The 24,493-nt window shown below is 33.1% G+C and carries 24 protein-coding genes and 1 riboswitch; of the genes, 9 read left to right on the top strand and 15 right to left on the bottom strand.

The window, feature by feature from the left end; all coding sequences use genetic code 11:
* Together AB8B52_RS14980 and AB8B52_RS14975 are read right to left on the bottom strand one after the other, a co-directional pair.
* A partial coding sequence (locus AB8B52_RS14980; RefSeq protein WP_406029504.1) for a four helix bundle protein occupies positions 1-255 on the bottom strand: 255 nt, incomplete at its 3' end.
* 30 nt (positions 256-285) lie between these two features.
* On the bottom strand, positions 286-1,299 hold the full coding sequence (locus tag AB8B52_RS14975; RefSeq protein WP_406029503.1) for a homocysteine S-methyltransferase family protein: 1,014 nt from the start codon (positions 1,297-1,299) through the stop codon (positions 286-288).
* 108 nt (positions 1,300-1,407) lie between these two features.
* A riboswitch (SAM riboswitch) is annotated at positions 1,408-1,532 on the bottom strand.
* Between the two features lie 134 nt (positions 1,533-1,666).
* Between AB8B52_RS14975 and AB8B52_RS14970 the strand changes: the two genes are divergently transcribed.
* The 3 genes from AB8B52_RS14970 (at position 1,667) to AB8B52_RS14960 (ending at position 4,427) form a co-directional block, all read left to right on the top strand.
* The gene (locus AB8B52_RS14970; protein WP_406029502.1) at positions 1,667-2,257 is read left to right on the top strand and encodes a HupE/UreJ family protein; all 591 of its coding nucleotides are present in this window, start codon (positions 1,667-1,669) and stop codon (positions 2,255-2,257) included.
* A gap of 105 nt (positions 2,258-2,362) precedes the next feature.
* Entirely contained in the window at positions 2,363-2,791 is a 429-nt protein-coding gene (locus tag AB8B52_RS14965) for a deoxycytidylate deaminase (protein WP_406029501.1), read from the top strand.
* A 25-nt stretch (positions 2,792-2,816) separates the two neighbouring features.
* Positions 2,817-4,427 carry a S41 family peptidase gene (locus AB8B52_RS14960; protein WP_406029500.1) on the top strand — a complete coding sequence of 537 codons (1,611 nt, stop codon included), beginning with the start codon at positions 2,817-2,819 and terminating at the stop codon, positions 4,425-4,427.
* A 4-nt stretch (positions 4,428-4,431) separates the two neighbouring features.
* Here AB8B52_RS14960 and AB8B52_RS14955 read toward each other — a convergent pair whose 3' ends face one another.
* Complete coding sequence (locus AB8B52_RS14955) at positions 4,432-5,034, bottom strand: FAD-dependent oxidoreductase (protein WP_406029499.1); 603 nt, start codon at positions 5,032-5,034, stop codon at positions 4,432-4,434.
* A gap of 97 nt (positions 5,035-5,131) precedes the next feature.
* On the opposite strand from AB8B52_RS14955, the gene AB8B52_RS14950 reads away from it, so the two are divergent.
* Complete coding sequence (locus AB8B52_RS14950) at positions 5,132-8,155, top strand: CHAT domain-containing protein (RefSeq protein WP_406029498.1); 3,024 nt, start codon at positions 5,132-5,134, stop codon at positions 8,153-8,155.
* A 34-nt stretch (positions 8,156-8,189) separates the two neighbouring features.
* Here the strand turns inward: AB8B52_RS14950 and AB8B52_RS14945 are convergent, their stop codons facing one another.
* The 3 genes from AB8B52_RS14945 to AB8B52_RS14935 all read right to left on the bottom strand — a co-directional run bounded on the left by AB8B52_RS14945 (position 8,190) and on the right by AB8B52_RS14935 (position 10,068).
* Complete coding sequence (locus AB8B52_RS14945) at positions 8,190-8,756, bottom strand: hypothetical protein (RefSeq protein WP_406029497.1); 567 nt, start codon at positions 8,754-8,756, stop codon at positions 8,190-8,192.
* A 63-nt stretch (positions 8,757-8,819) separates the two neighbouring features.
* Positions 8,820-9,527 carry a tetratricopeptide repeat protein gene (locus AB8B52_RS14940; RefSeq protein WP_406029496.1) on the bottom strand — a complete coding sequence of 236 codons (708 nt, stop codon included), beginning with the start codon at positions 9,525-9,527 and terminating at the stop codon, positions 8,820-8,822.
* 1 nt (position 9,528) lies between these two features.
* Positions 9,529-10,068, bottom strand: coding sequence for an RNA polymerase sigma factor (locus tag AB8B52_RS14935; RefSeq protein ID WP_406029495.1), 540 nt, complete (start codon positions 10,066-10,068; stop codon positions 9,529-9,531).
* A 143-nt stretch (positions 10,069-10,211) separates the two neighbouring features.
* On the opposite strand from AB8B52_RS14935, the gene AB8B52_RS14930 reads away from it, so the two are divergent.
* Complete coding sequence (locus AB8B52_RS14930; RefSeq protein WP_406029494.1) at positions 10,212-10,709, top strand: DUF6252 family protein; 498 nt, start codon at positions 10,212-10,214, stop codon at positions 10,707-10,709.
* 69 nt (positions 10,710-10,778) lie between these two features.
* Here AB8B52_RS14930 and AB8B52_RS14925 read toward each other — a convergent pair whose 3' ends face one another.
* Both AB8B52_RS14925 and AB8B52_RS14920 read right to left on the bottom strand, forming a co-directional pair.
* Complete coding sequence (locus tag AB8B52_RS14925) at positions 10,779-10,979, bottom strand: hypothetical protein (RefSeq protein WP_406029493.1); 201 nt, start codon at positions 10,977-10,979, stop codon at positions 10,779-10,781.
* A gap of 14 nt (positions 10,980-10,993) precedes the next feature.
* Positions 10,994-11,575 (bottom strand): MarC family protein, encoded by a 582-nt coding sequence (locus tag AB8B52_RS14920; RefSeq protein WP_406029505.1) that lies wholly within the window; start codon positions 11,573-11,575, stop codon positions 10,994-10,996.
* A gap of 210 nt (positions 11,576-11,785) precedes the next feature.
* Between AB8B52_RS14920 and AB8B52_RS14915 the strand changes: the two genes are divergently transcribed.
* Positions 11,786-12,355, top strand: coding sequence for a DUF3109 family protein (locus AB8B52_RS14915; protein WP_406029492.1), 570 nt, complete (start codon positions 11,786-11,788; stop codon positions 12,353-12,355).
* On the opposite strand, the gene AB8B52_RS14910 is transcribed toward AB8B52_RS14915, so the two are convergent.
* Together AB8B52_RS14910 and AB8B52_RS14905 are read right to left on the bottom strand one after the other, a co-directional pair.
* Complete coding sequence (locus AB8B52_RS14910) at positions 12,352-14,301, bottom strand: tetratricopeptide repeat protein (protein WP_406029491.1); 1,950 nt, start codon at positions 14,299-14,301, stop codon at positions 12,352-12,354. The two genes, AB8B52_RS14915 and AB8B52_RS14910, sit on opposite strands and share 4 nt — an antisense overlap.
* A 3-nt stretch (positions 14,302-14,304) precedes the next feature.
* Positions 14,305-15,039: a LytR/AlgR family response regulator transcription factor gene (locus AB8B52_RS14905; protein WP_406029490.1), complete on the bottom strand. Its 735-nt coding sequence runs from the start codon at positions 15,037-15,039 to the stop codon at positions 14,305-14,307.
* Positions 15,040-15,816: 777 nt separating this feature from the next.
* Here AB8B52_RS14905 and AB8B52_RS14900 point away from each other — a divergent pair.
* Together AB8B52_RS14900 and AB8B52_RS14895 are read left to right on the top strand one after the other, a co-directional pair.
* On the top strand, positions 15,817-17,106 hold the full coding sequence (locus AB8B52_RS14900) for a ribonucleotide-diphosphate reductase subunit beta (protein WP_406029489.1): 1,290 nt from the start codon (positions 15,817-15,819) through the stop codon (positions 17,104-17,106).
* A gap of 3 nt (positions 17,107-17,109) precedes the next feature.
* Positions 17,110-18,915 carry a ribonucleoside-diphosphate reductase subunit alpha gene (locus tag AB8B52_RS14895; protein WP_406029488.1) on the top strand — a complete coding sequence of 602 codons (1,806 nt, stop codon included), beginning with the start codon at positions 17,110-17,112 and terminating at the stop codon, positions 18,913-18,915.
* Positions 18,916-19,038: 123 nt separating this feature from the next.
* Here the strand turns inward: AB8B52_RS14895 and AB8B52_RS14890 are convergent, their stop codons facing one another.
* Positions 19,039-19,428: an HIT family protein gene (locus AB8B52_RS14890; RefSeq protein ID WP_406029487.1), complete on the bottom strand. Its 390-nt coding sequence runs from the start codon at positions 19,426-19,428 to the stop codon at positions 19,039-19,041.
* 147 nt (positions 19,429-19,575) lie between these two features.
* Complete coding sequence (gene greA / locus AB8B52_RS14885) at positions 19,576-20,049, bottom strand: transcription elongation factor GreA (protein WP_406029486.1); 474 nt, start codon at positions 20,047-20,049, stop codon at positions 19,576-19,578.
* Between the two features lie 363 nt (positions 20,050-20,412).
* Here greA and AB8B52_RS14880 point away from each other — a divergent pair, with 363 nt between their 5' ends.
* Positions 20,413-20,850, top strand: a complete 438-nt coding sequence (locus tag AB8B52_RS14880; RefSeq protein ID WP_406029485.1) for a hypothetical protein — start codon at positions 20,413-20,415, stop codon at positions 20,848-20,850.
* On the opposite strand, the gene AB8B52_RS14875 is transcribed toward AB8B52_RS14880, so the two are convergent.
* The 3 genes from AB8B52_RS14875 to AB8B52_RS14865 all read right to left on the bottom strand — a co-directional run.
* Positions 20,847-23,087 carry a TonB-dependent receptor gene (locus AB8B52_RS14875; protein ID WP_406029484.1) on the bottom strand — a complete coding sequence of 747 codons (2,241 nt, stop codon included), beginning with the start codon at positions 23,085-23,087 and terminating at the stop codon, positions 20,847-20,849. The genes AB8B52_RS14880 and AB8B52_RS14875 overlap by 4 nt on opposite strands.
* A gap of 437 nt (positions 23,088-23,524) precedes the next feature.
* Positions 23,525-23,932, bottom strand: coding sequence for an alternative ribosome rescue aminoacyl-tRNA hydrolase ArfB (arfB, locus tag AB8B52_RS14870; RefSeq protein ID WP_406029483.1), 408 nt, complete (start codon positions 23,930-23,932; stop codon positions 23,525-23,527).
* 1 nt (position 23,933) lies between these two features.
* Positions 23,934-24,493: DUF4301 family protein (locus AB8B52_RS14865; RefSeq protein WP_406029482.1), on the bottom strand; the 560-nt coding region annotated here is incomplete at its 5' end.

Here is a 24,493-nt window from a genome sequence, read left to right as displayed (position 1 = left end):
TAAATCAAAAGCTAAAAATAGTTGCGTTTCAAGTTCAAACAATGAACCTCTTGAGATGTATAAAAAATGAATGGTTTCTTTGTTAGATTGTCGCCCTAATCCTTCTGCAATATTTGAAGGTATGGATATTGAACATCGTCTAACCTGATTCGTCAAGGCATACAATTCTTCTTTAGGAAATAAATTACTTAATAAATAAACGTTTTTAACTAATGCTCTTGATGTTTTCCAAACATCTAATTCTGTATAATTCATGTCTTTTAATTTTTAACCAACAACCAACAACTAAAAACTAACAACTAACTTTCTAGGTTCATAATTTTTAGCCACTTCAGCGATGGCTTTAATGTGTTCCGGACTTGTGCCACAACAACCACCAATAATATTTATAATACCGTCTTTTAGATAGGCTTCAATAAACTTTTGCATCTCTTTAGGTGATTGGTCGTATTCTCCAAAAGCATTCGGCAAACCCGCATTGGGATGAGCTGAGGTATAGAATTCAGTTTCATTAGAGAGTCGTTGTAAGTAAGGTTGAAGCTGTTCTGCACCAAGTGCGCAATTAAAACCAACACTCAATAAAGGAATGTGCGAAACGGAGGTCAGGAATGCTTCAACGGTTTGCCCAGAAAGTGTTCGTCCTGAGGCATCTGTAATGGTCCCGGAAACCATAATCGGAATGTCAATATTACGTTCTTCTTTAACTTCTTCAATAGCGAATAGTGCGGCTTTCGCGTTTAAGGTGTCGAAAATGGTTTCAACCAAAAGTAAATCTACACCACCATCAATTAAGGCTTCAACTTGCTCTTTATAGGAAACCCGTAAGTCGTTAAAGGTTATGGCTCTGTATTCTGGTCGGTTTACATCTGGCGATAAACTTGCCGTTTTATTCGTTGGGCCAATACTACCAGCAACGAATCTTGGTTTTTCAGGATTCTCTTTTGTGAATTGCTCCGCAACCTTTTTTGCAATTTTTGCGGACTCATAATTAAGCTCGTAAACTAAATGTTCCATGTTATAATCTGCCATAGCAATTGAAGTTCCGGAGAAGGTGTTCGTTTCAACGATATCTGCACCAGCTTCAAAATATTTTGTATGAATCTCTGCTATGGCTTTGGGTTGGGTTAAGGATAGTAGGTCATTGTTTCCCTTTAATGAGGTCGGATAGTCTTTAAAACGGTCTCTACGATAATCGTCTTCAGAGAAATTATATTGCTGTAACATGGTGCCCATGGCTCCGTCTAAAACGAGAATTCGTTTTTGGATTGCGGTATAAATGTCATTTTTAAGCATACTCATAGTTTTACTTTTTTAGTTAAACCAAAAGTCAAAACGCATCAATATAGAGACGTACTTAAACTAAAAAATGTTAAAAAGAAAGTGGAACTACAAATGGGTAATTACGTTGGGTTATCTATCTAAACTTTACGATAAATGAATCGAAAATTAAGTAGAATTTAGCACCTTCTTAGTAAGTCTAAGGGTTGCTAAGGTTTCAAAGGGTCTAATCCCTCCACCTTTCTTGATAACAACTCAATAAGTTATTTGAACTTTGTGAAATGTAAAATTGCAAAACAAAAGGGTATTATACAAATTATATTCACTTTATTTTAAGAGAAACATTTGGTATTTATCGTAACTTTGATTTCTCACAAAGGTGTTAATTATGCTAGAAAATTTTTGGTTCAACGTACAATATGGCATGAACCACGTACTAGATATCAACGGTTACGATCACGTCCTTTTTTTAATGGTATTGGCTGTTCCCTATCTTTTTAAAGATTGGAAACGGGTGCTGTTGCTCGTCACTACGTTTACACTTGGCCATACCTTATCCTTGGTTTTAGCGGCTTATGGTATTGTAAGTGTTAATGGAAAACTGGTAGAGTTTTTAATACCTGTAACAATTTTAATTGCTGCGCTTTACAATGTGTTTACGGCTGGAAAAAAATTTAAAAGCACTAAGGTCGGTCTGTTGTTTTTTACCACCTTATTTTTTGGATTGGTACATGGATTAGGCTTTGCGAGAGAGTTTAAAATGTTTTCTGGTCAGTCTGAAAATAAATTAGAACTTTTAATAGAATTTGCCTTAGGTATAGAATTAGCGCAAGTGATTATTGTATTTATCGTTTTATTTATAGGCTTTTTATGTCAAACTATATTTAGATTGTCGCGTCGCGATTGGGTAATGGTCATTTCTGCTGTGGTGGTTGGATTGGTAATTCCGATGATTATGGGAAGCGATCTGCTCAATTAACCGAGTAAAGTTTGGTAAAACTTTAACGGCAAGTAAATTGGTTATAAAATAGGATACATTTATCTTCGTTAACAATAGAATACGTTTAACAATATCATTCCTTTAATGTCAGAAAAAAAACAGTTGCGTTACGATAAAGCGTACTTACGTATCGCACAAGAATGGGGTAAACTATCGCATTGTAAGCGCAAACAAGTAGGTGCACTTATAGTAAAAGACCGTATGATCATTTCTGATGGTTACAATGGCACGCCAACCGGTTTTGAAAATTATTGCGAAGACGATGAAGGCTATACCAAGTGGTATGTGCTTCATGCTGAAGCTAATGCCATTCTTAAAGTAGCATCATCAACACAATCTTGTAAAGGTGCGACTTTATATATTACGCTGTCGCCTTGTAAAGACTGTAGTAAATTAATTCACCAAGCTGGTATTGTAAGAGTCGTTTATAGTAAAGGCTATAGAGATTGTTCAGGTATTGATTTCCTTGAAAAAGCAGGTATTGAAATTGAACTTATAGAAGATATAGATTAGCATTCCTGTTTTTTCAGGACATATTATGACAACAAAAAACAAATACATACCGCTAATTATTGGAATTGCAATTGCAGCAGGAGTGATGATTGGTGGAAAATTAAATTTTGCAGATACCTCAGATAATCTTTTTTCAACTAATAGCAAAAAAGATAAACTCAACCGACTTATAGATTATATTGATTACGAATATGTTGAGGAAGTCAATACAGATAGTATTGTAGATGTAACGGTCAATGGCATTTTAAATAACTTAGATCCACATTCTACTTACATTCCTAAGGAAGACTTAAAGCGCATCACCGAAAATATGAAAGGTGATTTTATTGGCATAGGTATTAATTTTTATCCTTACCGAGATTCTATTGCTGTAGTTAAGCCAACAGAGGGAGGGCCAAGTGAACGTGCTGGTATTATGAGTGGAGACCGCATTATTTTAGCTGATGGCGACACGTTGTATGGTGATCGTTTTGATAATGAGTTAATTGGCGAAAAGCTAAGAGGTGAAAAAAATACAAACGTAAAACTTACGGTTTTTAGAAAAGGAGAAGAAGGTTTGTTAGAATTTGATGTGAAGCGCAAAAACATTCCTATAAAAAGTGTGGATGCAGCATATATGCTTACGGACGAGTTAGGTTATATAAAAATGAATCGTTTTGCCGAATCTACCTTTGTGGAATTTAAGGATGCCTTAGACGAACTTAAGGATTTAGGAGCCACAAAATTAGCGTTAGATCTTAGAGATAATCCAGGTGGCTTTTTGGGTATAGCCGAACAAATTGCAGACGAATTTTTAGAAGACGATAAACTCATACTGTTTACAAGAGATAAAAAAGGCAATGAAGAAAGAACGTATGCTACAAAACGAGGAGATTTTGAAGATGGTGAAATTTATATTCTAATTAATGAAAATTCGGCATCGGCTAGTGAAGTAATTGCAGGAGCACTTCAAGATAATGATAAAGGCACTATTATAGGAAGACGATCTTACGGAAAAGGATTGGTACAGCGCGAAATGGCCTTAGGTGACGGTAGTGCTGTAAGATTAACGGTATCTAGATATTACACTCCAACAGGGCGCTCCATACAAAGACCTTATACCAATGGAGATAATAATAGTTATTATAGGGATTATTACAAGCGACTAAGAACTGGTGAGTTGGCAGATGAAGAAAGTATAGAAGTTGATGATTCTTTAAAATTTACAACACCAAAAGGCAAAGTGGTTTATGGAGGTGGAGGTATTATTCCAGATGTATTTGTACCTGTCGATCGTTTGTTCGATAATGAAACCATTAATTATTTAAGACGCAGAGGGCATTTTGGTTATTTCGTCTTTGAAGAATTAGATAAGGACCGAACCATCTATCAAGATATTTCTAAATACGATTTTATAAATAATTTTGAAGTGAGTGACGATATTGTGGTGCGTTTTCAAGAGTACGTGAATAAAAAGGAGCGTACCGATATTGTATTCGTAGCTTATAATGATGAAATAAGACGCATTATTAAAGCCACATTAGCAAGGCAATTATTTGATGATAATGCCTTCGAAGAAATCATTAATAAAGAAGATATTATGGTACAAGAAGTGATTCTTTTAAGTACCGAATACCCAAATGTGGAGCAACAGTAACGATTTAAATTTTATCATGAATCTTAGTGTGCTTACCACCATTCCAAAGCGTTAAAATATCCGTAGCCACATGTGCACCACTTCCAGATGCCATAGCAAACTGACTTCTCCAACCTGCTAACGTACCAGCAACGTACAAATCTTTTTCAATAAGATGGTCTGTGTTTTTTAGCCAGATTCTACTTTTTTCAATAGCAGCTCTAGGATGTGGTTCAATAAAATCATCTAGACCTTTAATGGTTATCAAATCAGTATAACCTACAGCAACGACGACTATTTTTGATTCGTAAGAACTTTTATTTGTAGTCACCTTAAAATGATCTTGTTGTCTTTCAATTTGTGTTACTTTTTCCTTTTCTATTTGAAGGATATGAGGGTAAAGCTCAGCCAATTGTTTTTTGCCATCTTTTAGAATATCAGTTCCTAAAGTGCCTGGCTGCAATCCTAATACATTATTAAATAAGGCGGTTTGAAGATGCGATGTTTTTTGATGTGTAATGATGGCTATGTTTTTACCTTTTGCAAATTCTTTTTCCCTTGCAGAGCCTAAAACTAGTGCACAAGATAAACCTGCTGCGCCTCCTCCGATAATTAATGTATCTAGCATATATTGTTGTTTTGAAAAGACAAAGTTAAATCTCTATTTTAATAATGAATTGATTTGGTTTAAATATCTTAAATTTAACTCAATTATCTGACCATCAATGAAACTTATCTATTCAATTCTAATTCTTCTAGCTTATTTTACACCAAGCACTGCTCAGAATTCATGGCAAGAGCAAACTAAAATTGCAGATTCTTTGCAGGCTAATTCTGAATTCAAAAAGGCTTTAGCTTATAGACAGAAGGCTATTGATATAGCAAAAAGTACTCAGGCAGATACCATTCCATTTTTAGAGTTATTAAGAGGCATTTCTAGAAATGAAGTTCATATTGAAGACAAGGATAAAAGAGCTGAGGCTTATAAGAATTTACAATTTCAAATCAAAGAATTAGAGACCTATAAGGTGGAACCAAAACGCATGTACCAAGCCTACAATCGCATGTATACATTTGCTAATAACTACGTGCGTAATATAAAAGATAGTGATGTTTATATTTCAAAGGCAATAGATTATCATTACAAGAGCCAAAATATTGATTCGTTAAGCTTGTTAAAAACATTACAGAAGGCTGTTTCAAGTTCTAGAGAAGTTGGTAAAATACAGGTTTCTATTAACAGGTTTAACGACGCAGAAGCACTTTATAACAGGTTACAGCTTGATAATCCTGAATTATTAGGAAAGCTATATTTAGATATAGCACAAGTTTATAGTGCGAGATTTTTGAACAGTTCTAAGACCTATATTGCATATTTAAAAAAAGCAGAAGCCTTATTTGAAAAAGCGGAAGGATTAGACATGTACTATCTTACTGATTTTTATACGAGTCTTTCATCTTATGAGACTGGTCAAGGTAATTTTTATGAAGCAATTAGTTATTTAAAAAAAAGTTTTCAGGTCTATGAAAAAAGTTTGAGTAAAACGGACACATTAGGATTATCTAAAAGAGATATTACAAAAGAAGTTGAACTCCATGCCTATCTTATTGAAGTCTATTGGTTAACAGGTAATGAAGAACAAATGCTTTATCATTTAGACGAAATTATAAAACAATCTAAAAGCCAAAAGTTCAATGACATACAAAAGGATTTAGCAAGCCTAAGTTTTTTGTTTGTAGCTAAGAATTACAGGTATGAGGATAGTGCGAAAGCTTTACAATATTTAGATAGAGGTTCAGCCTTTTTTCCTTCAATTGATTTAGGTTTTTTAGCAGAGGATTATGACATGGAAAAAGCTAAGATTTTTATTGGTCTAGGGCGTTACGACGAAGCACAAACTTTATTAAACCGTTTGTATCAAAAGAAGGATTTACCATGGTTTATGACAAAAAATAGTCTTGAGCAAAACATTCTACTTAACATTAAAATCAATAATTATGATAAAGCCTATGTGTTTATTAATGAGGTTTTACATAGTTTTTCAGATGAAAATAAAGATTTGGATATAAGAACCTTAACTTATGAGGATTTTGTGCCTAGCACAGTGCTTCGAGATGCAAATCATTTAATTTTCTTTGCAGAAGGGTTGCAAAATGCATCGAAACAGAATGAAGTAATTATTGAAAAGCTTTACTGGCTTGCACTGAAACAATTTCGAGCTAATTTTAATCAAGACGTTTTAAATGAAAAGGTTAATGGCATGTATACTAAAATATGCCATTATTTTTATTCCAAAGCATCTAAAGGAGAATTGAATAAAGAAGAACAAAATAGATTTTTGAGTTTCGCAGAAGCTATTGAATCCAAATTTTTGCTCAATTTGTTTTTAAATAATAGAATAGATGCTGAACAAACGGAGTTGGATCATTTAATTGCTGAAGAGCAATTTATAAGATCGAATATTACCTATTTAAAGAGAAAAAATTTAGCTCAAAAGTCGGATAGTATTAATCAACTCATTTTTGAAGAAAATCTAAAACTTGAAAAAATTGATGAGCAGCTTAAGGCGAATCCAAATAGAATAGCTCATCTCATTAATGCACAGAATCCTTTAGAAGGTTTACAGACCAAATATATCCTTAAATATAAAGTTATTGATAGCACATTATTTAGGCTCGTCTTTAACAAAGGCGGTGTCATAATTGATGAAATTGAAGATTACAAAACAATACGTACTAAAATTGAACAAACCTTAACACAATTAAAGGATTTAAGTATAGCCTCGGAAGCCATAAAGGAAAATACTAAATATTTATACGATAAATTAATACCTGATAGTGATGCAAAACGTGTATCAAATTCCATTTACATTATCTCAGATGGTATTCTGAATTATTTGCCTTTTGAGATTTTAGTTAATAAAAACGATTATCTTTTAGAGACAACAACCATCAGTTATGCCTCATCTTTAAGCTTTTTGGGTAATGTCTCTTTGCCTTTAAAACATAGGAGCAAAAACAATATTGCTTTATTTGCACCTTCTTACAGTTCATTTGCACCTTCAGATTTACAATTGGCAGTAAGAGGCGAACCCTACTATTTAGACGGTACTTTAAAAGAAGTTGAATCTATATCAAAAATGTTTGACAACTGTGATTTGTATACTAATGATAAAGCTTCAAAGGCTTCTTTTAAAACGCTGTCAAAAGACTATTCTATTTTGCATTTGTCTATGCATTCGTTTATAAACGACCAAGATGCAGAATTGAGTAGTTTGGTATTTTCAGATAATGATAAAGACTATGAGCTTTATATATCAGAATTATACGGTTTAAATTTAAATGCAGATATGGCAGTGTTAAGCGCTTGCAATACAGGTGTTGGCGAATTTAAAACAGGGCAAGGCATTGTATCTATGAACACCGCTTTTACTGCAGCAGGAGTGCCTTCTGTTTTGTCAAGCTTATGGAGCGCACCAGATGACGCGACTCAGAAAATAATGACCTCATTTTATAAGCACCTTAAAGCAGGAAATTCTAAAAGCGTGTCTTTAAAAAATGCCAAAATAGATTATCTAAAAACTACTGAAGATCCAAACTTAAAACACCCTTACTATTGGGCAGGTTTTGTGTTAACTGGAGATACGTCTGCTATTATTTCTCAAACCAATAATTGGTGGTATGTAGGTTTGGTGCTAATATTGGTTTTAATACTGAGCTGGTTTATAAAAAAACGCCTTAAAAATTAACTTAAGACGTTTAGTGTAATGCATTGAGATTTATTTACCAATTGGCAACTTCTTTTTTCCAGAATAACCCTTTAACTGTTTGTCCTTCTCGTGTGATTTCAAAAGTACCTACCATATCGTAAACTGTTCCGAGGTGTTCAACACTTCTTCTAATTTCTAAATCTCCAAAAAATTGTGGTCTATCTCCAGGACCTGCTGTATCTAAGTACATTTCTACAATAGGGCCATCTAAGTTTTGAGTGTCTTGAAGTTGCACTGTAAAACCATGTAAGCCGTGTGAGCCAACTGCAGTGTCAACAAAGTTTAAACCTTGCGGCACAGAAAACCATATGCCTATAGTTTCAAAATCGTCATGTAGTAATCGTAAAGTTGAATAATAATTTAAATTTAGAAGTTGGCCACCACTCCAGCCCAATACATTAGAACCGCTAAAGATTAATTCTTCATTGTTTTGGGTAACTATTATTCTACTCCCTTCTTCACCAGAAATATTACTTAAGCTTGCATAAGTATTTTCGGCTTGGTTTGTGGTATCATCGTCTTTATCACAACTTGTGCAGACGATTAATATGAGGCTTAAAATAAAGAGTACATTTTTCATAATTAATAGTGTTTTAATAGGTTGTTTTCTATTAATGACAACTTTATAAAAAAGTAAACGTATTTATCTTATTTTTTTAAGAAGAGCTTCTGCAGATTTGTATTTGTAAGACTTTTGGGTACTTATAGTCTGTAGTAACCTTTTAGCGTCTTTGGTATTATTTGTTTTTAAATGTGCCAATGCCAAATACCAAAGTGTTTGTTCAGATAATTTATCGCTGTAGTTTTGATGCGTTTTAAATAGCGCAATGGCGTTTTTGGTATTACCAAGCTGTAATTGGCAAATAGCTTTATAAAATAAATAATAGCTTTTTTGGGTTGAGGCATAGAGCGAATCAAACTTAATTAAAGCGGTTTTATAATCTTTTAAGTCATAATATCTAAAGGCTTCTGAGATTTTGTTTTCAGTTACGTCACCACGTGATGCAGGTGCAATAATATTAGTATAAGGCTTAAAATACTGGGCGAACAAAGCATCGTTAGAAACACTATTTGTAGGTTGTAGCAAACTAAAAATCCCTAAGGCTATCACTAATGATGCTGCAATAGCTACGAGCAGATATTTAGAAGTTTTTTTAGGTTGTTCTAATTGTTTTAGCTTTTGATGTAGTTCGTCTTTTTTTATAGAAATAATAGCGGTTTTTACCTGCTCTTCAAGCATTACTTGAGATTTAAACGCGCTATCGCTTTGTAACAACTGGTTAAAGCGTGTGCTTTGGTCTGCGTTGAGTTGACCTTCAAAATAAAGTGCTATTAATTCGTCGTTTTTCATATTATATCGTCACGAGTTGTTTTAATTTTTTCAGACATCTCGATTTCAAACTTTTTACCACGTCCGTATTTTCGTATTTTTTTTCGCCTTTAATATCGGCAAGTGTTTTCCCTTTTAGATAAAATAATTCTAAAATTTCTTGACAGGCTTTACCGAGTTTTTTAAAGTTAGTTTTAACGAGTTGTTCTTGTTCAGAAAGGACTTCATTTTCTAAACTGAGATCTTCAATAGTGATTTCAGCATTTATAGGTGTATCGATAATTTTTAATTTTGAATTTGCTCTCAGATATTCATAAATTTTAAACTTACCAATACTAAATAGATAGGTTTTTATGCTACTTGTAAATTCTGTAAGTTTTCCATTTAATAAATTTTCATAAAAACTTAAAAACGTGTCTTGATAGATGTCGATAATCTGGTCGTCTTTGAGCGAAAATTTTCTAGCAAACCCTATAAATTCATCTTTATAATTTTTATACAACACTTCAAAGCTATTGTTTTTGCTCTGCAATAAATCGGCTATTGAAGGTTCTTTATTCATTAATGTGTTTAAGGCTGAAAAGTAAACTCAAAGTTAGAAAAAGATTTAATACCATAAGAGTTTTAAAAATAATTAGAGTAAATGGTTTACTTCTTTTTAAAACTGTCATTAATAAGAAACAGTAATAACTTAAATTTTAAAAAATGAAAGTAGTAACAACAATTTTATTTATGACTTTGGCAATTTTATCGAGTTCTTGTAATGATGATGAAGAAATTCCAGCAAGTATGGCTGGAGCTAATTCTTTTTTTGCAAAAATTGACGGTGTAAATTACAACCCTCCATCTGTAACAGGATTTAGATATGAATCTATAAATACGATTCTATTAACAGGCGCAACTGGCACTAATGAAGAACAGATACAGTTTACAATACCAAAGGATATTGAGCCAGGTACATATACAGTTTTAAATGATCCTTTAGCGTCTACTTTTATTCAGGCGTTTTATGCTCCACCGACATCGCAAGAAGCAGGAGATGATGGTTTCGCTAATCAAGGAAATATGATGATTACACTTCATGATACCACATCTAAAACGATTGAAGGTAATTTTAGTTTTACCACAGATGTTGCAATGAACTCTGGTGATAGTTGGACCATTACGGAAGGCAGTTTTAAAATTACGTATTCCGATTTATAGTCATTTGTTTCCTAACCGAGATAAGCCTAAATAATCTTTTTGAGTTAGTCAGGATAATTTATTTGGGCTTTATCTCGTTTTAGATAACTTTTCAATTTTCTTAGAAATCCTAAGAATTTGTAATAATGTAATAGCACATAATGACGCTATAATAGTGATTAATGCGATTTGACTATCTCCTTCAAAAAGTGCATTAAAATCTAATAAAGTAGCGTTAAAGATGACCAACGCAATTGCTATAACCGATAGAATAATGGTGAATATCTTCATAATCTGTTTAATTTTTATGCCAATAAGGCCTTAATATTATGAGCAAATAGTTTTACGGCAATGGCTAATAAAATTACACCAAAAACTTTTCTTACAATCATAATACCATTAGCACCTATAATGCGTTCAATTTTTGCAGAGGTTTTTAAAACGATATAGATAACAATAACGTTACTAATTACAGCAACGATAATATTTTCTATAGCAAACTCTGCACGCAAAGATAATAAAGTTGTGAGTGTTCCTGGTCCTGCCATCAAAGGAAATGCTAAAGGAAATACAGAAGCTGTCATGGCATTATGTTCTTCGTCTTTATATAATGTAATACCCAAAACCATTTCTAGGGCAATAAAAAAGATAACAAAAGCACCAGCAACGGCAAAAGAGTTGACATCTACACCAATAAGGCTTAAGAGACTTTTTCCGACAAACAGAAAAACAATCATAATGCCACCAGCTATGATGGACGCTTTTCCACTCTGTATATGGCCAACTTTTTTTCTAAGGTCTATGATGATTGGAATATTTCCAACAATATCAATAACCGCAAAAAGGACCATAAAGGCCGTAAATATTTGTTTAAAATTTAGATTTATGTCCATAATATTATAATCTTGAATAATGGTAAAATACAGTTTAAATATTTGATAATTAGTGATTTGATCTACCAAAAATTCTTATTTATTTCAAATTTTTTGCAAAGGTGCGATAATATTAAAGATTTGCAATATAAATATGAATAAACTTCAAATAGAGGGTTTAAATAACAACTTAGTTTATCTATTTTTGTTTCGAATTAGAATGTTATGTTTCAACTAGGAAAAACCATAGTCTCAGAAGAGATTATAGAAAAAGATTTTCTTTGCAATCTCTCGGCTTGCAAAGGCGCTTGTTGTATTGCTGGCGATGCAGGTGCTCCCTTAGATAAAGAAGAAGCAAAAATCCTTGAAGATATTTATCCTAAAGTGAAACCATTTCTTCGTAAAGAAGGTATCGCTGTTATTGAAGCGCAAGGAACTTCTGTAGTCACCGCTTTTGGTGAGATAGAAACACCATTAATTAATGGAGCAGATTGTGCTTATGTTATTTTCGATGAGAAAAAAACAGCACTTTGTGGTATTGAAGAAGCTTACAATCAAGGTGAAATTAAATGGAAGAAACCAGTATCTTGTCATTTGTATCCTATTAGAGTGAGAGAATACACTGAGTTTTCGGGTGTCAATTATGATAAATGGGAAATTTGTGATCCGGCTTGTTCACTAGGTAAAGAATTACAAGTTCCTGTCTATAAATTCGTAAAAGAAGCACTCATAAGAAAATTTGGAGAAGATTGGTATGCCGAGTTAGAAAAGGTAGCAGAAAAGCATAATCGTTAAAAATTATGATTTACTTTATTGGTGGGAATCTCTAGCTTTATTTTGGTACCAATAGGTGTCTCATTATCATATAAATCTTCAATTTGTAAGCTATATGAGTTTGAAAATGATTCCGAAAAGTTAGCCAAACGTGCTTTAGTAATATCGATACCAACCGAATTCCGTTGTAGTTTTTTTTGATTATTTATTTTTCGTGCTGCAATGCGTCCAATACCATTGTCAATAATTTCAACGGTAATATAATTTGGTGATTTTTTACTCACGTTTAAATCAATTTTTTTGTTTTCAGATTTTGAAGACAAACCATGCCAAAGTGAATTTTCTAAAAAAGGTTGAAGCACCATCGATGGTATTTTGGTGACTTCCATATTTATTGTAGGATCAACTTTAATCGTAAAATCAATTTGGTTATCAAAACGAATATTTTCAATATTCATGTAAAGCTTCATAGTTTCTAGCTCGTCGTTAAGTGAAGTTTCTTTTTCTTTTGACGCCATTAAAATTTTTCGAATAAGTTTTGAGAATTTATTGAGATAATAGACCGCATTCGTTTTGTCGTTATTTATAATATAGAGCTTTATAGAATTTAACGAGTTGAATATGAAATGCGGATTCATTTGGCTTCGCAACATATCTTGCTCTAAAGTTAAAATATGTCGATCGCGTTTTAGGGCTTTTGTTCTGTTAAGTATAAAGAGTATAATGCCAATAACAAAAAGAAGTAGAGAGGTGTAAAGTAGAATTTTTTTGTTGCGTTCTAATCGAATTCGTACGGTTTCGTTTTCTAGAGCTAAGGCTTTTATCTGGTTGTTTTTGTTTTCGTTTTCATATTCAATAGCAATATCATTAACGTATTGCAGGTTTTTTTCTGTTAAAATGGTGTTTTCTATATCTACAGCATCTTGGTAGTATTGTAAGGCAGCTTTGTAATTATTCTTTTTTTGACTAATCTTAGATAATAATTTACTCGATGTCGCTATGGACGATTTAAGATTATAAGACGTGGCAATATTCAGTGCTTTCTTTAAATGCGTTTCTGCTAAGGGTATTTTATTTTGTTCAAGTTTAAGTTGTCCAAGATTGAGATAAGATGCGGTAATGTAATATTGATCGTCTAAATTCAGAGATTTACGCAAACCGTCTTTAATTATAGGTTCTGCTTTTTTGTAATTTTCTTGTTTTAGATAAATACCACCAATACTATTGTAGCAGATAACGCGTCCCATTTCTGAGTCAATAAGATTATTGTATTCTAAAGATTTTTCATAGTTAATCAAAGCAGTTTCTAAATTTCCTTTCGCTTCTTCTGCATAACCAATATTGTGATAATTGATGGCAAGGCCTAAGCTATTATTCGTTTTTTTCTCAATTTTTAGAGACTTGTTAAATTGTGTTATCGCAAGATCATATTGCTGCAAAGCCAAATATATATTTCCGATACTATTTTGAGATACTGCAATATTGTAGGTAATTGTTTTAGACGGATTAACAACAGAATACGCAATTTTTAAGGCTTCCGTGTGGAAGTCGAGAGCAGGCTTAACAACATCCATGCGTCGGTAAGCGACACCAATCATGTTAAGACTGATTACGTTAAACTCATCACTCTTAGCTTTTTGAGCGTAGGTTTTTGCTTTTTGGTGAAATGTAATTGATTGCTCGTAGTTAGAAACATTACGCTGTAAAACGCCTAATGCATTGAGCGCGTAGCTAGCACCTTCGAAATAAGAATTATTTTCAGAGACACTAAGTAAGCGCGCCATTTTAAGGCTATCGATTTCAAATGGTTTTAAAACGGAATCTAAGACCGTATGCTGTTTAGGCTTATTCGTTTCAATATAATTGAGTGTATTTTCAAAACTAGATTGCTGCGCAAAAAAAGATGAGGTGTAAAAAAAAAGAAAAATAAAAAGGCAGAAGACCTTTTGACGAGACAAACGTTTCATAAACTAAATTTTTTCTAAAAAATCTGATTTACGCTGACGAGCCACAGGTATTTTTTGATCACTATCCATAATCACATAGCCTTCATTTTTAATAAATGCCTTTATTTTATTAAGGTTGATGATATATGAGTTGTGAATTCTAAAAAAATAATGCTCAGGTAAAATAGCATCAACTTCTTTTAATTTTTTGGTAAGGACTATTTTTTTCTGATTTTGCAGATAGAGCGTACTGTAATTACCATCAGATTCTATATAGATAATATCATCAACATCTAAAAAAAGTAATTTGCCGTCTGTATTAATGGTAATCTTCTTTTTGTCGAATTGCGCATTAAACGTCGTAAGCATATGCTCAAATTTTAAAGCATTGACATTACGGTCACTGTATTTTTTTATTTTAGCAATGCATAGTTTTAAATCATCAGAATCAATAGGTTTTAGTAAATAATCTATAGCTTCATGTTTTAAAGCTTTTATGGCATACTCATCATAAGCGGTTGTAATGATTACCGCAAAGTCGATGTTTTTAAGTTTTTCTAAAAATTGAAAGCCACCAATGGTAGGCATTTGCACATCTAAAAATAAGCAATCTGGTGTATGTGTATCTAAATAGAGTAAAGCATCATCTGGGTTAGAAAAAGAAGCCATAACCTCAATGGATTCGCTAAAATTACTGAGTTCCCAAACAAGACTTTGGATGGCCTTAGGCTCATCATCTACAATTACTGCTCTTAACATGTTTATAAATTATTGAATATAAAGATATACATATAATAAATGTGTATGTCGTTAATATGTATATAATGCATGGTTTTGTGTGTAGAATGTCTAAAAGTATTATGGTAAAAAGTTCAAATGCCGTTTATACACTTTTTTTTACCAATTATACATTACAATATTGAAAATAAGATATTTATCTAGATATTTAAATCATGAAATGAAAGCAAATTAGGGGTTTGCTTTTTGATAAATGCTATTAATCAACAAAAGGAATAATTTTTTAAATTAAAACTTTTCATTTCAGTGTTAATTTACAATAAGCAACTCTTTTGAGTCTTACTGTTAATTTTAGTTAGTTATTAGGGAAAAAAGAGCGTTAAATAAACGCTCTTTTTTGTGCGCTTATTTTAATGATGCAAGGACTTAAAACTATCAATGAAACCCCTTGTTCACCTTTATTTTAATACGATAAATCTTACGAATTGTATTTTAACAAAATCAATTTAATTAATTGATTTTCAATATATTAATAATTTTTTTATCAATCTTTAGGTTTTACAGGCGTTACAGCCGTTGTTAAAAACTTGTTGACAACGTTTCTAAAATAACCTTTCTTTTTAAGCTACAAAAGTCAATCTTTGTTGAGAGCAAAATAAAATAGTGAACACTATCTTATAAGTTCACTTTTTTTACACCTATCAGGGAAAAAATTATAACACGTTTTGCGGATTAACTAACGAAACCTTGAATGACTAAAATCATTCTAATGACCAATTAGCCTTTAAATTGAAAATTATGGAAACCAAACAACTAGAGATTACCCAAATTATTAAAAGAGATTACGAAACGAGTCCGTTTGTTTTAAATAAAATTTCTAATGCTGTTGAAAAAGCGATGCTTTCTGTAGGAAATGGTACCAAAGAAGATGCAAAAGCGATTTCAGAAAATGTTTTAGAGGCCTTATTAGAACGTCAAGAAAGAGACGAAAAATATTTACCAACCGTAGAAGAGGTTCAAGATTTAGTTGAGCTTAAATTAATGAACAGTACGTTTCAGGATGTAGCTAAAGCCTACATCTTATATAGAGATGAACAAACGAGAAACAGAAAAACAAACGTTTTTGAAAAGCGTATCAACTTAAAACCTTACGAGTATCCTGCACTTAACGAATACGTCGATGCAATTAGACATTCGTATTGGATCCATTCAGAATTTAACTTTACTAGTGATATTCAAGATTTTAAAACGAGACTAACTATTGTAGAGCAAAATGCTATTAAAAACACAATGTTAGCGATTTCTCAAATCGAAGTAGCTGTGAAATCATTTTGGGGCGATATTTATGGTAAAATGCCGAAGCCAGAAATTGGTGCTGTTGGTGCAACATTTGCCGAAAGTGAAGTGCGTCACCACGATGCATACTCGCACTTACTTGAAATCTTAGGTCTTAATAACGAATTTAAAAGACTAAAGAAAAAACCCGTAATAATGAGACGTGTACATTATTTAGAAACGGCTTTAAAAAATGCGAAGAGTGACGATAATAAAGAGTATGCAGAGTCTATAATGTTATTCTCTTTATTTATAGAGCATGTGTCTTTATTCTCTCAATTTTTAATCATCATGGCATTCAATAAGCATAGAAATATGTTGAAAGGAATTTCTAATGTGGTGGAAGCAACGTCTAAAGAAGAGCAGATTCATGGAGACTTCGGAATAGATATTATTAACATCATCAAGAACGAGAATCCAACGTGGTTTGATGAAGAGCATAGCGTTTTAGTAAAATCATTATGTGAAGAAGCTTTTGAATCTGAAAGCAAAATTATCGATTGGATTTTTGAAGCTGGTGAATTAGAGTTCTTGCCAAAAGATGTTATTAAAGAATTTGTAAAAAATAGATTCAACAATTCATTAGAAAGCATCGGTATTGATAAAATATTTGAAACCGACAATAGCTTATTAGAACAAACCGAATGGTTTGATGATGAAATCATAGGGACAAAACATGGAGACTTCTTCGTAAAACGTTCTATCAATTATAGTAAAAGAACTAAAAGTATAACCAGCGACGACCTTTTTTAAACCATGAACGGCAACACTAACTTAGACCTCGAAAACAACGTGATTAAAACGCAACCCTCAGCACCAATAACATCTAGCAAAGACGAATTACTCAAAGCTAGAAAAGAAGCCATAAAAGACGCTAACGCAGCACCAGAAATTAAATGGTTAACAGAAAATAGTCGTAAATTCTTAGCCTCTGGTTATCTTACTGATGATACAACACCAGAACAGCGCATAAGAGAAATAGCACTTAATGCAGAGAAAATCTTGAAGATTGATGGTTTTGCAGATAAGTTCTATGGTTATATGGCAGAAGGTTACTACTCTTTAGCTTCACCAGTTTGGTCTAATTTTGGTAAAAAACGTGGTTTACCAATCAGTTGTTTTGGTTCACACATTTCTGACGATATGGGAGATATCCTTTACACGCAGTCAGAAGTTGGAATGATGTCTAAATTAGGAGGCGGAACTTCTGGTTACTTCGGTAAATTAAGACATAGAGGTGCACCAGTAAAAAATAATGGTGAATCTTCAGGAGCTGTTCACATTATGCAGTTGTTTGAGAAAATGGTAGATGTTGTAAGTCAAGGTTCGGTAAGACGTGGTCGTTTTTCACCGTATTTACCAATAGATCATCCAGACATAAATGAATTCTTAGAAATAGGAACAGAAGGAAATCCAATCCAAGAGTTAACGCATGGTGTTACTGTTGGTAACGAGTGGATGGAGCAAATGATTGAAGGCGACGCAGATAAAAGAGCGATTTGGGCAAAAGTATTACAAAGAAGAGGTGAGATAGGATACCCTTACATTTTCTTTAAGGACAATGCCAACAATGCAGCACCAGACGTATATCAAGATAAAAATCACGAAATCTACGCAAGTAACTTGTGTTCTGAAATCATGTTACCTACAAACGACAAATGGTCTTTTGTATGTGTATTATCATCTATAAACTTATTGCATTATGATAAGTGGAAAGATACAGACGCTGTAGAAACCATGGTCTATTTCTTAGATGCCGTTTTAGAAGAGTTTGTAACGAAGTTGGAAGAGTTTAGAGATTCACCAGATCGTGATGATAGACAAACCTTCATGTTTATGGAGAAAGCTTACAATTTCGCTAAAGACAATAGAGCTTTAGGCATGGGAGCTTTAGGATGGCATTCATTATTACAATCAAAAATGTTAGGTTTCGATTCTCAGGAAGCGTTTGATCTGAACAGTGAAATATTTAAAACTATTGGTGAAAAATCACGTAAAGCATCAGAAGAATTAGCGGTGTTATTTGGTGAGCCAGAGGTGTTAAAAGGTTATGGCAGACGTAATACAACATTAAATGCTGTAGCACCAACGACATCTTCAGCGTTTATTTTAGGACAAGTATCTCAAGGTATTGAGCCAATTTGGTCTAACAGTTATGTAAAAGATATTGCAAAAATAAAGACCACAATTAAAAACCCATTCTTAAAAGCACTTTTAGAAGAAAAGGGCATGGATACGGTGGAAGTTTGGAAAAGCATCAGAGATTATGATGGATCAGTACAACATTTAGAAGGACTTACAGATCATGAAAAAGATGTGTTTAAAACCTATTCTGAAATTGACCAAATGACGTTGATTTACCAAGCAGCAAACAGACAAAACCACATCGATCAAGGACAATCTTTAAACATTATGGTACATCCAGATATGCCAGTTAAAGAGATTAACAAGATTTATGTTACAGCTTGGAAGTTGGGTGTAAAATCATTGTATTACCAACACAGTATGAACGCAGCACAGAAATTCAAACAAAAGAAAGAATGTGCTAGTTGTGAAGGGTAAAATTCCTTTGAAAAAAGGAATCTCAAACATATTAAATTAAAAAAAGCATCTTTTTCATAATAGAAAAAGATGCTTTTTTGTGTTTACACAACAATAGAAAGATTAGAGATACTTAAAAATTAATCACAAAAACGAAGCAATCCGTTCAGCAATAGCTTCAAACTCATCTGGCGTCAAGGTTTGCTTGTTCATAAAACGTGCGTCTTCCATCGTATGCAGTGGAATGAGATGTACATGAGCGTGTGGTACTTCCAAACCAATAACAGTCATCCCAACGCGCTCACAAGGAATTGCTTTTTCTATCGCGATGGCTACGTTTCTTGAAAATTGCATTAAAGCCGTATAACTGGCTTCATCCAAATCAAAAATCTTATTCACTTCTTTTTTTGGAATGCAAAGGGTATGGCCTTTAGAGTTTGGATTAATATCTAAAAAGGCAAAGAAATTCTCGGTTTCTGCAACTTTATACGATGGTATGTCGCCTGAAATTATTTTGGTAAAGAGTGTTGCCATGATTCTTAGATCTAATAAGCGTTATGCATTCTAGTTTCAAAATAAATATAAAAAGATTCCTGTAATAAGGAATCTTTTTGACATATAACTTTAATATTTCTAATTTCAACTTTACGAAAGTGGAGTTGAATAGATATGCGGTATCTGTTATCTCGAAATCTCTAAAATATCAAACCGCATAGCACCACTTGGTACTTGTATTTCTGCCGTATCACCAACTGATTTACCTAATAAACCTTTACCAATAGGTGAGTTTACTGAGATTTTACCAGATGTGATGTCTGCTTCACTTTCTGCAACCAAGGTATAGGTCATTTCCATGCCATTCACTTGGTTTTTTATTTTAACGATAGATAAAGCTAAAACCTTAGAGGTATCTAACTGAGACTCGTCTATAACACGCGCACCAGACAAGGTTTCTTCCATTTTCGAAATTTTCATTTCTAACATCCCTTGTGCTTCTTTGGCTGCATCGTACTCTGCATTTTCACTTAAATCACCTTTATCTCTTGCTTCTCCGATAGCTTGCGACGCTTTAGGACGCTCTATGTCTTTAAGATAATTTAATTCTTCACGTAATTTTTTTAAACCTTCCGCTGTGTAATAAGATACTTTACTCATAATTCATTCGTTTTAATACATAAAAGATGCCGAACCACCTGAAATTGTTTCAGTACAAGTCTGTTCAGCATAAAAAAAATCTCGAGTCAACGAGATTGCATTACAAATATATAAAATATTTACGGTATAGTTGAAATAATCGTAATTTTGGCATTTAAAAAAAGCTATAAATGAGCAGGTTAAAAGCTGTTTTTGTGATGAGAAATCAATTACGAATCAGTTCAGAAAGACAAAAAATCACCAATGAAGAATAAGAACTTTTATTTGTGAAATTAGCATGCTAAAATTTTTGTCACTCAAGGGAATGATTAATAGAGAATACTCGCGATAGCTATTTGGATTCAAAAAAAATAATAGAAACACATGAAAAATATAGTACTCATATTAACCTTTCTGCTCGTTGCTTGTGATGGTGATGACAACATTAATCCCAACTGTAACTTTTTATTTGATGCAGGTGTTAACCTAACAGTCAATACTAATTTACCACAGTTTGGTCAACTCGCATTCTCAGGAAATGGGGTTTATGTACCAAATCAAGGTAATAATGGTATTTGGTTGTGGCGTTTAAATACAGCAACACTGTTGGCTTGGGATGCTGCGGATCCTACACATCCACCAGTAGCTTGCTCAACCTTAGAAGATTCTGGTACAGCAGATATTGTGGTCTGTAGTTGCGATGATGCTAATCAATTCAGTTTGGCTACAGGTCAAGGTTTTGGCGAAAACACACAACCCTGTACGTTACAGCCATACAGGGTTGAGGTTATCGGTAATAATACGTTTTTTGTCAGTAATTAAAAGTTCAACGTCACACCAACTAAAAAGTTTCTGGTGGCTTGTGGATAAAAACCAGCACCTTCTACTGTAGAAATAGTTCCTGGATTAGTAAAATCGTCATCAAAAGTGTAATAGAATCCATTAGTGATAAACTCTTCACTAAACATATTATTTATAAGCCCTGTAAATACAATAGATTTAAAAACTGATTTTGTTTTTAGGGTATACACAATATTTAAGTCGTTTGTAAAAAAGCTATCTAACTTAGACAATTCAGCTTCAGTATTACTCATAAATTGCGAACCCACAAACTTACTCAATACTGATAGTTGTAAATTTTCCATGGGTTGGTAAACAATAGCATTAGCTGCAATGAAATTTGGTGAAAATGCAATATCTGTAGCTCCAAGATTTTGTAATTCCCCATCAAAAGAAATGATGGTTTCTCGGTTTCTATTGGCACTAACTGTTGCGTTTGGTTGCAATGTTAATTCTGGTGTTACTGGTATTACAGCTTCAAGCTCTAAACCTAACCTATAACTTTCGCCACTGTTAGTTCGTATTGGTGCTCCAACATCATTAATTTGTCCAGAAAGCACCAACTGCTCGTTATAGAGCATAAAATAGCCATTGACATTAAAGGTAAAATTGTTTTTTTGGTGCCTCCAACCCAATTCAAAATCGTTAAGCTGTTCTGGTTGTACCTTGGCATCGTTTTCAAAATCATCTCTAGTGGGTTCTCTATTAGCGCGCGCATATGAAAAATAGAAATCATTATTGGCGTTATATTCAAAAGTAACACCAGCTTTCGGGTTAAAAAACGTGTAGTTTTCATCCACATTAAATAGGGTTAAGTTAGAGTTGATACCTGAGGTCTCGTAATTCACATTTCTAACTTGTAAGTCACCGTAGAGTTTAAGGCGGTCATTAAGTCTATAGTTTGCTTTTGAAAACACTGAGAAATCATTTTTTTTTCCATTACCTTCATAATAACGATCTCTAATATCACTCTGGCTTGCAAATTCTGCCCAAATGACTTCACCAAAATGGTCACCATCATAATGGCTAAACGAACCACCAAAAATCATATCTAAATTATTGTTCTTGTAATTGGCACTTGCATTAAACACGTAGTAATCATTATCTAACCAACGACGTCTTACCAAATCTGTAGTGTTTACGGTTTGTCCATCTACTGTTAATGGATTTAATCCATAGGTTTCAAAATTATCATCTTCTCTAAACTGTTCAAAAAATCCACGACCATATGTGTAGTTTAGACCAATATTTGTAGACCAGTTACTGCTATAACGTTCATTCCAATGCAGCTGAAAGTGATCTTGCTTGTAATCATCAACTTCTCGGTCGTAAAATCGCAAGACTCCATTGTCATCAAAATTAGCACCAGAAACGTTAAACTGTCTGTTCTCATCAATATTTGGATTTTCACCGAGAGCAGTAACAAATGCTGGATCAAATCCATTCCAAGCCTGGTAAGTCACTTCACTACCACCAAAAGTAATGGCTTTAATCAAAGTATTATCGTCTACGTAGGACCCTTGTAAAAAATAAGATTTTAAATCTGCCGAAGCCCTATCGATATAACCATCTGAAGAAATATTAGACAAACGCCCAGCAATTTCAAAATGCTCGTTCATGAGTCCTGTACTAAATTTCACGGTATGTTTTCTGGTATTAAAACTTCCGAAGGAATTAGAAATTTCGCCAGAAGCTTCTTTAGAAACCACATCAGTTAATACATTGATACTTGCACCAAATGCACCAGAACCGTTGGTAGATGTTCCAACACCACGTTGCAGCTGTAAACTTTCTACAGACGATGCAAAGTCGCCTAAGTTGACCCAAAATGTCCCTAAGGATTCCGCGTCATTATACGGAATACCATTAATAGTAACATTTGTAGATTGCGAACTAACACCACGTACTCTAATACCAGTGTAACCAACGCCTGCACCAGCATCTGATGTGGTAACAACCGAAGGCAAAAAGTTAAGTAACATCGGAATGTCTTGTCCTAAATTGCGTTTTGCCAGTTGTGCTTTAGTAACATTACTGTGCGTAATTGGTGATTTAGCGTCCACTCGGACGGCTTTTACCAGAACTTCGTCTAGTTTTTCAACCTTGGTTGAATCTTTTGGTTTGTCTTGTCCATAAGTGAAACAAAGACTTAATAAAAAAATGGAAAGTGTTAATCTCTGCCGATTGTTTTTTGAGAGATTGTCGAACAAATTTTTCATACGATTAAATAATTTAATCGAATAAAAAGAGGTCATTATTCTTGGTTAATAATTGATTTTTAGAGCGTCTAACTCATGCAATAGTGAAATACAATGTCGAATTTTTAATTTGAATCGTCATAAGTAGCCGTAAAGCATCATCAGATCCAAGAGTAAAAAACCAACATTGATAACTTTATCGCATTCGCCAAAAATGTCCACCGGACATTTTCTTTACGCTCGCTTCCTAAACAGCATTACCTGTTCTAGGTTCAATGGGTATGATCTCAGCCGAAATAGGCACCCCTTTTTTGAGAACGTTACAAATATATAACAGATTTCTGGTTTTCAAATTATGATTGTTCTTTTTTTTTATAATATAGATTTGAATTATTTATAATTGTAACACTACAATATTACAATGATGCGATTACTAATAAGAATTTCGATAATAGTATTTAATCTAAGTTTGGTGGTTTACGATTAGCTTTCTTCTCAGAATTTTTCTTTTTATTGGCTAGTCGCTTTTTTTTAACTGCCTTTGGTGTCTTTGTAGGAATTCGTTCTTTTTCTTCAATTAAATTTGTTTTAATCAATTCTAAAAAACGACTAATAATAATCGATTTATTTTTATGCTGACTTCGACTTTCTCCACATTGTAAAATTAAAACAAAGGCTTTTGTTAATCGTGTTCCTAAATTTATTTTGAGCCTCTCTTTCTGTACTGCAGATAAAACTTCGGAAGCCTCTAAGTTAAATGATAATTCAACTTTTGAAGATGTTTTATTAACGTGTTGCCCACCAGCCCCAGAGCTGCGAATCCCTTTAAATATTAATTCATGTAATATGGCTTGTTCATCGAGCATTTTATTTAATCTGATGAGGTGCTTTTAATAAATCGTTTACTATTTTTACAGGATTAAAAGTGATTAAAGGGACTTCAATAAATACAGTATTCCAATTTGCCATGCTACCATTCCACAATCCAGGAAGTTCAAGTGCCTTAAGGTCTTTACCCGTTTTAGTTTTCATAGAAATAAAAGCTGTTTTTAAATCAACAAAGTCTTTTAAATCAAACTTTTCTCCTTTATAATTTTTAGTCCCGCAAACTAAATCAACTGGATTAAAATGTGTAGCATTTTTCAAAATTTGTTTTTGATGCTTGCTCTTCTTATTTATCTGAGCAGATTCAACAATTTGAAGTGATACATTTCCACTTTCATCCTTGACCCAAAATGGGCCACCTCCAGGTTCTCCTTCGTTTTTAACCATACCACAAACACGAATAGGACGATTAAGTTTATCAGTTAAATATTCTATCTGATATTTAAGAGAGTATTTTTCAAACTCAGAACTTATCTTCACATTCATTTTATTGACAAGGAATTCTCCTATTTCTATTAGCTTATTTAATGAAACATCGCCTT

The organism is Winogradskyella sp. (assembly GCF_045105575.1).
Taxonomy (GTDB): domain Bacteria; phylum Bacteroidota; class Bacteroidia; order Flavobacteriales; family Flavobacteriaceae; genus Winogradskyella.
Note: the sequence above shows the minus strand (reverse complement) of the source record. Positions and strands in the feature narration are given on the sequence as shown.